Annotated in this window: 4 protein-coding genes; all 4 read right to left on the reverse strand. The window is 57.0% G+C overall.

The annotated features are described in order from the left end of the window. Positions 1–112: 112 nt before the first annotated feature. The 4 genes from HMCN_RS0116710 to HMCN_RS0116730 all read right to left on the reverse strand — a co-directional run bounded on the left by HMCN_RS0116710 (position 113) and on the right by HMCN_RS0116730 (position 6,275). Positions 113–553, reverse strand: coding sequence for a CBS domain-containing protein (locus HMCN_RS0116710; RefSeq protein WP_025918452.1), 441 nt, complete (start codon positions 551–553; stop codon positions 113–115). Positions 554–899: 346 nt separating this feature from the next. Continuing rightward, positions 900–1,931, reverse strand: a complete 1,032-nt coding sequence (locus HMCN_RS0116715; protein WP_025918453.1) for a class I fructose-bisphosphate aldolase — start codon at positions 1,929–1,931, stop codon at positions 900–902. A 72-nt stretch (positions 1,932–2,003) separates the two neighbouring features. Next, positions 2,004–5,264, reverse strand: a complete 3,261-nt coding sequence (locus HMCN_RS0116720; protein WP_238552224.1) for a DUF748 domain-containing protein — start codon at positions 5,262–5,264, stop codon at positions 2,004–2,006. 291 nt (positions 5,265–5,555) lie between these two features. Further along, the gene (locus HMCN_RS0116730) at positions 5,556–6,275 is read right to left on the reverse strand and encodes a Crp/Fnr family transcriptional regulator (RefSeq protein WP_025918455.1); all 720 of its coding nucleotides are present in this window, start codon (positions 6,273–6,275) and stop codon (positions 5,556–5,558) included. Positions 6,276–6,636 lie beyond the last annotated feature (361 nt).

Raw genomic sequence — 6,636 nt, forward strand, 5'->3', positions numbered from 1 at the left:
TTGTACTTTATTTTTAATGCTATTTCTAGCATATTTTATTGCGATATTTAAATATACTCAGGTTGGTAAGCGGCGTGCTAATCGCAATTGCCGTAGCCCTGATGCCCGGCTCTCAGAAGCGCTCGCCCATGATGTAGTGCTCCAGTTGCTGGATGATGAACTGCTGTTCGGAGATGATGTCTTTGACCAGATCGCCGATCGAGATGAGGCCGATTAATTTGCCTTCGTGCATGACCGGCAAGTGCCGCAAGCGATTTTCGGTCATCAGCGCCATGCATTGCTCGTTGGTTTGATCGGGGCGTACATACATCACAGGGGAAGTCATGATGTCGCTGACCGGGGTGTTGTCCGACAAGCGCCCCTTGATATGGACTTTCCGGGCATAGTCGCGCTCGGTAACGATGCCGACGACCTGCTCCCCCTCCATTACCAGCAGCGCCCCGATGCCCTTTTCTGCCAATAATTTGATGGCTTCCAGCACCATCGCCGTGGGAGCAATGCTCCATACTGCCTGATTGTCTTTGGATTTGAGGATATGTGCGACAGTTTGCATGGTTGACCTCCTCTGAAAATGCCGGAATCGTAACTACATGTTCGGTGATTTGATTCACCATGACAATCGTTTTTGTTGCCGGTCCTGAACCGGGTGTTGTATCGGGTGTAGTAATGCCCGTTTCATGGCAAGCCAAAATACCTTCGCTTTTAAAACAGTTTCAGTCTGCCATGATGACGCGTTTTTTGATATCCGTTATGCGGTGTGATCGGCTGAGTATGCGAGACAGTTGACCTCAATCAACTGCGTGCCATGCCGCTTTCCTCATTTTGGCCGGTTCTGCGCGAAACGAAGCGAAAAAATGGCCGGAAATAGCGGCTGATATGGGGGCGGGAGCGATAATTATTCATGCAGGAGTTGATTCGATCTCCATGTCGGCGGTGTACCGGCCCCGGCACGCCAGGCTATTCAGGCGCGCCCGCCGGTAAAGCGCTTGCTGCGCGCTGACCTTGTTCGCGGATTCGCCGCGCCACGCCTGCAGGACCGGAGCCTGCAGTGCGCGGCCGTAGGAAAAACTCAAGCTCCACGGCTGTGCTGCAAGATTGATCGCATTGAGATTGGCCGTGGCAGCCGTATCGCTCTGTCCGCCGGACAGGAAATTAATTCCGGGCACTGCCGCCGGCACCGTGCGTCGCAGGCAGTTGAGAGTTGCCTGCGCTATCTGTTGCGGTGTGGCTTGTTCGGGGCAGGCGCTGCCAGGCACGACCATATTGGGTTTCAGGAGCAGGCACTCCAGCCGGACGCGTTGCTGGTGCAATGCGTGAAATACCGCATGCAGCACATTTTCAGTTACGCGTGCGCAGGTCGCCAGCGTGTGATCGCCGTCCATCAATACCTCTGGCTCGACGATAGGCACCAGCCCGAGCTCCTGGCAAATGGCTGCATAGCGCGCCAGCAGATGTGCATTGGCCGAAATTGCCTGCGGGGTCGGGATGCCGGCGTCGATGGCAATTACCGCACGCCACTTGGCAAAACGTGCACCCATCCGCCGGTATTCGGCCAGCCGTTGCGGCAGGCCATCCAAGCCCTGGGTTATTTTTTCTCCGGAAAATCCGGCCAGCGGCACCAGGCCGCCATCGACCTTGATACCGGGCACAATGCCTTGCGCGGTCAGTAATTGCAGCAGAGGAACGCCCGCAGCGTTATTTTGTTTCAGAGTTTCCTCGAACAGGATCACGCCGCTAATGCATTCACCCAGTCCGGGAGTGGAGAACAATATCTCCCGATAATCGCGCCGGGACTCTTCCGTGGACGCCACGTTGATCTGCTTGAACCGTTTCTCGATGGTGCCGGTGCTTTCATCGGCGGCCAGAATTCCCCTGCCGGACGCCGTCAGTTCGGCCACCGTCTGTTCCAGTTCCTGCGAAGCGATCGACATACGGCCTCCTTTAACTACCACCTTACAAGGACTTGCGGATATTTCAAGCTCAATTAAGTCATGCCGGCGTAATCATTTCAGCGAAAAATCCACTCTGCCCAGATTGGTGCCGACGCTCTTGTCTTTGGCGTCCTCTGCCCCCGGCTTGGAGGCCAGAATGAAGATGCGCTCGTCGCTTACCTGGCCGCTCTTCAGTAGCCATTCCTTCACTGCCTGGGCGCGCCGGTTGCCGAGGGCGGTCAGATCGTCGTCGCTCACCAGCGTATTGGCGATCATCAGCTTTTCCATTTCGTCTACCGGCAAATCTTTCTGCAAGCCGATCACGTTGCGCGGCTTGGGGAATTTTTCGCTCTTGTACACCCGCGTCAGCAGTGCCCGATATTCTTCCGGTTTGACGACGATGTCGCTCGTCTCTGCCGATTCGCCGCGAGCCACTAGATCCTTGAGCTTCAGAGCGCGTACCTTGCGCTCGATGGAGGCGCGCTGCAAGCCTGTGCGGTCGGTTTCGGAGTCGGTGCGGCCGGTGATTTCCAGCTTCAGCGCCGGCCGGTCCGCCAGCGCCTTGGCCAGGTTTTGCAGTTTGGCTTCGGCTGCCGGGGCAATGTTGGCATGGCCCGGATCGAATGCCAGCCAGGACAGCTCTTCGCTGCCGCCGAACAGCGAACCGAGCAGCGCGAACGGTGCGGTAATTGCCTTGGTGATGACATTGACGATCACCTTGACGATGATGCCGCCGACGGAAAACTGGGGATCGTCGAGCGAGCCGCCGATCGGCAGATTGATGTCGATGACGCCGTTGCGGTCGCGCAGCAGGGCCAGCGCAAACTGCACTGGCAATTTGGTGGCGCTCGGGCTATCGACCTTTTGGCCCAGGGTGAGCTGTTCCAGGATCAGCCGGTTTTGCGCGGTGAGCGTGCGGTTCTTGATTGCGTAGGCTACTTCAAAGGAGAGTTTGCCCTTTTCGATGCCATAGCCGACATATTTGTCGGAATAGGGCGATAACGGCGCCAGTTCCATGCCGCGCACCTTGGCCTGGATATCCATCGAGAGATCGCCCTTCAGCGGATTGATGCGGCCGGCGATCGATAGCGGTGCGCTGTTGACCTGGCCGTGCAGGTCCACGCTGGCATTGGTGGCCGGGTCCGACGACAGTCCCGCCACGACACCGCCAAAATCCATCAGATTGGCGGTGTAGTTGGGCTTGATGAAGTTGTCGGTGAAGCGCACCTTGCCCCCTTGCAGGGTCAGTTTGCGGATAGTGACCAGCGGCGCCTTGCTGTCGGGCTTGGTTGCCGGTGCCACCGCTTTGACAGGGGGCGTGGCGGCAGAGCCGGCATTCGCCTCGGTCACGCTTTTCTCGTCGCCCGGATGGCTGCGCCTGACATCCTGCAGATTGATGCGGCCGCTGGGGTCGATGATGACGCGGGCGAAGAAGTCGCTCAGCGCAACCTGGTCCACCGTCAGCCCGAACGGCGCCAGCCGAAGGTCGACGCCGCCGAAGAACAGCGACTTCCAGCGCAGGAAATCATTGGCGCTGATCTTGTCCACCGTGGCTACGTTGCCCAGCGTCATGTCGCCCTTGAAGCCGCCTTTCAAGGCGCCATCCGGGGCTTGATCCAGTTGCAGCGCGCCCTTGCCGGACAGGCTGGCGCGCGTCAGCAGGATGTTTACCTGCTCGGTGAAATACGGCTGCAACTGCATCAGATCGACGCTCTTCAGGTCCAGCGCCAGTTCGGTATGGAGCGGCGCCAGGCCGACATTGCCGTTCAGGATCATTTGGCCGGTTTTATTGACCGAAGCCTTCAGTTTGATCGGCATGCGCGAAGACGGCGCACTCGACACGTCTTGCAGCGCGAGGTGCAGCGGCGCGATGACCGTTACCACCGGCTGCGGCAGGCTGTGGTTTTCCAGGCGGGCAGACCAGTTGTCGATGGCGACCCGGCCCACATTGATGGCATAAGCGCCATCGGCGGCCTTGGCAGAGGGCTTGCCGGCACTGATGGCCGGTTTTGCATCGGATGCGGCATCCGAGGTTTTCGCCGCCTTGGCTGCCGCTGTTGCCGGTTTGTCCTGGCGCAGCAGGAAGTTCGCGCTGTCCGAGGCAATTTCACTCACGTTCACTGTCCGTTGATCCATGTCCAGCACCACTTTGCGGATTGCCATATCGAGTTTTTCGACGCCTGCATGCAGCGGGCTGGCCGGCTGCTCGTCGCTGTAGCGCAGCGCCGCGCCGCGAATGTCGAGTTCGCCCAGCATAAATTGCAATGCGGTGGATGCCGGTTTTGCCGTTGCGGTCGATGCCGCCAGCGGTTTGACAGCCGTTAGCGGGGCTGGCGGCGCCAGCAGACGCAGCAGATTGAGCCGGCCATTGCGGTCGCGGCTGACGTCCGCCTCCAATCCGCTCAGGGCCATGCGCGTCACTTCGATGCGGCCGCTGAACGGATTCGTGTCGCCCAGGGTCAGGGCCAGTTCAGGCAGCTTCAGGACCGGTTTGCCGTTCGGTTCTGTGACCTGCAGCGACTTGATTGCGGCCTGGCCTCTCAGCATCAGGGCCGCAGCCTTGTCCTTGTGCTGCTGAAAGCTGGCAGTCAGATGCAGATCAAGCCGGGCGCTCGGTATTTTCAGGCGCACCTGCTCGGGCAGATATTCCAGATAACGGGTGAGGTCCAGGTTGTCCAGATTCAGATCCACTACCGCATCCTTCGGCTCGGCAAAGGGCCGGGCCCGGCCCTTGATCAGCAGCGGCGTGCCATCCACCATGGCGCTGAGCAGCGGCTCGACAAATATTTGCACCTGGGACGGCAGCGAGGAGATGAAAGGCACTCCGAGCCGGAGGTTGGCGATAGTGTGGGATGCCTTGGCCGGTTTATCCTCGAATTCGATCCGCCCGTCTTCCAGTTGGATGTTGTTGACCGCGAAGCGCGCCGGCTCCGGCGGCGGCGGCTGACGCGCGATCAGTTCATTGATGTCATCGATGTTGTAGCGGTGCGCATCGGTGCGCACCACATGCAGATACGGTTTCGTCAGCCGTGCTTCCTGCACCACCGGAGCCAGGCGTCGTATCGACTGGTAGGAAAGATCCACTGTCAGTGCGTCGAAGGCAGCAAACACGATCTTGCCTTCCGGCTCCATCAGTTTGAAGTCATGTACCGTCACTGCCAGTGCGTAAGGGTGGATTTCTATCCTGCCAATGGTGGTTTTGCGGTGCAGCGTGTCGGAAATCCATTGTTCCGCCTGGGATTTGAGAATGCCGGGCAGGGCGAAATACGCAAACAGACCGATGGCGCCTATCAGCACCACGATGGCTCCGAGTCCAATCAGCAAACGCCGCACAAGGGGTTTTCCAGAGAATGTGGGCAGGCGTTTTGACAGTGCGTTTGGCATGGAAATTGCGCTTGCGCGCCGGGATGGCGAATGGCTGAATTTTACCAGCTGTCACAACCGGTTTGAGGATGCCCGGATTGGATAAATCCGCTCTGAAGCGGTGATGTTGCAACAGTAACGCGTGCCAGTTTGGCACCGATGCGCCGGGACAGGATCGTCAAACAGAACGTGAAACTTCGCGTTTGCAATGCGGCAAGCGCGCAACGGCGGAGATCGCGCCGGTTATCGCAACGCTCCGAATTACAACGCGCTGGATTGCGATTCCTGCTCCAGTGCCGCGATATCGATTTGATAGTGACGGTCGCCGCCATTGATGCGCCTGATTTTTCCTTCGCGCAGTAGCGTGTTGATAATGCGGCTGGCGGTTTCGATGGTCATGCCCAGCACCGAGCCTATGTCTTCCAGCGAAAATAGTGACGACACATCGGATTCTTCTGAGTTACGCATCTTTAATAGCAGCCGGGCCATGCGCACGCGCGCCAGGCCGTTGGTGAGTTCGCCGAACCATTGATCGGCCTCAAGCACGGTTTCATGCCATTTCATCATCAGCTTGCGGCGCAGGCGGGGCGACTCGCGATCCAGGCATTCAATGACTTCGATCGGAATCCGGCAGGCGGTCACCGTATTGATGGCAATCGCGTCGTTTTCGTAGTGCCGGCTAAGGCTGGCTTCGAGTCCGATGATGTCGCCGGTACGCAGGATGCGCAGGATGCGCTGGGTGCCATCGGCATTCAAACGATTCAATTTGACCATGCCGCTGCGAATCGAATACAAGCCATTGGCTTTATCGCCCTGCTTATATATCACCGCACCGGGAGTGAAGCGGAAATCTTCAATAGGTGCCTGAATCAGGCGAAAATCTTCCTCGGTGCAATCGGAAAACAGCGAGTTTTCACGCGCTTTGCATCTGCCGCAATCGGAGACGCCCCGTGTAACAAGAGGAACTTGATTGAATTTCATAATGTGTCTTAGGTCACAAGAAAAATATAAATACTTGGATAATGCATCGATACCGGTCTCGGAAAAACCAAGTTGGCATCTATTGTAGATTGAATCAATTGCTGCAGTGCATTGCAGATGCATTGGAAGATAAATTTTTCATGCCAGATTTTCGAGGGAGTGACAGACAAATTTTCATGATGCGAAATTATTTTTCCGTATTGTGAAAATCAACGTGTGTTCATTTCAATGAAATCTTCCATTTTAAGAAATAATTTCTCACATCGCGATATGCATGCGACAAGTCATTGATAAATATAAATAAAAATTCATACATATGTCTTATATAAGACATTGTTGCTTCGCAAAAAAAGGCCTATGA

Origin of the sequence: Herminiimonas sp. CN (assembly GCF_000622895.1) — a bacterium.
Classification (GTDB): Bacteria; Pseudomonadota; Gammaproteobacteria; order Burkholderiales; family Burkholderiaceae_D; genus AVCC01.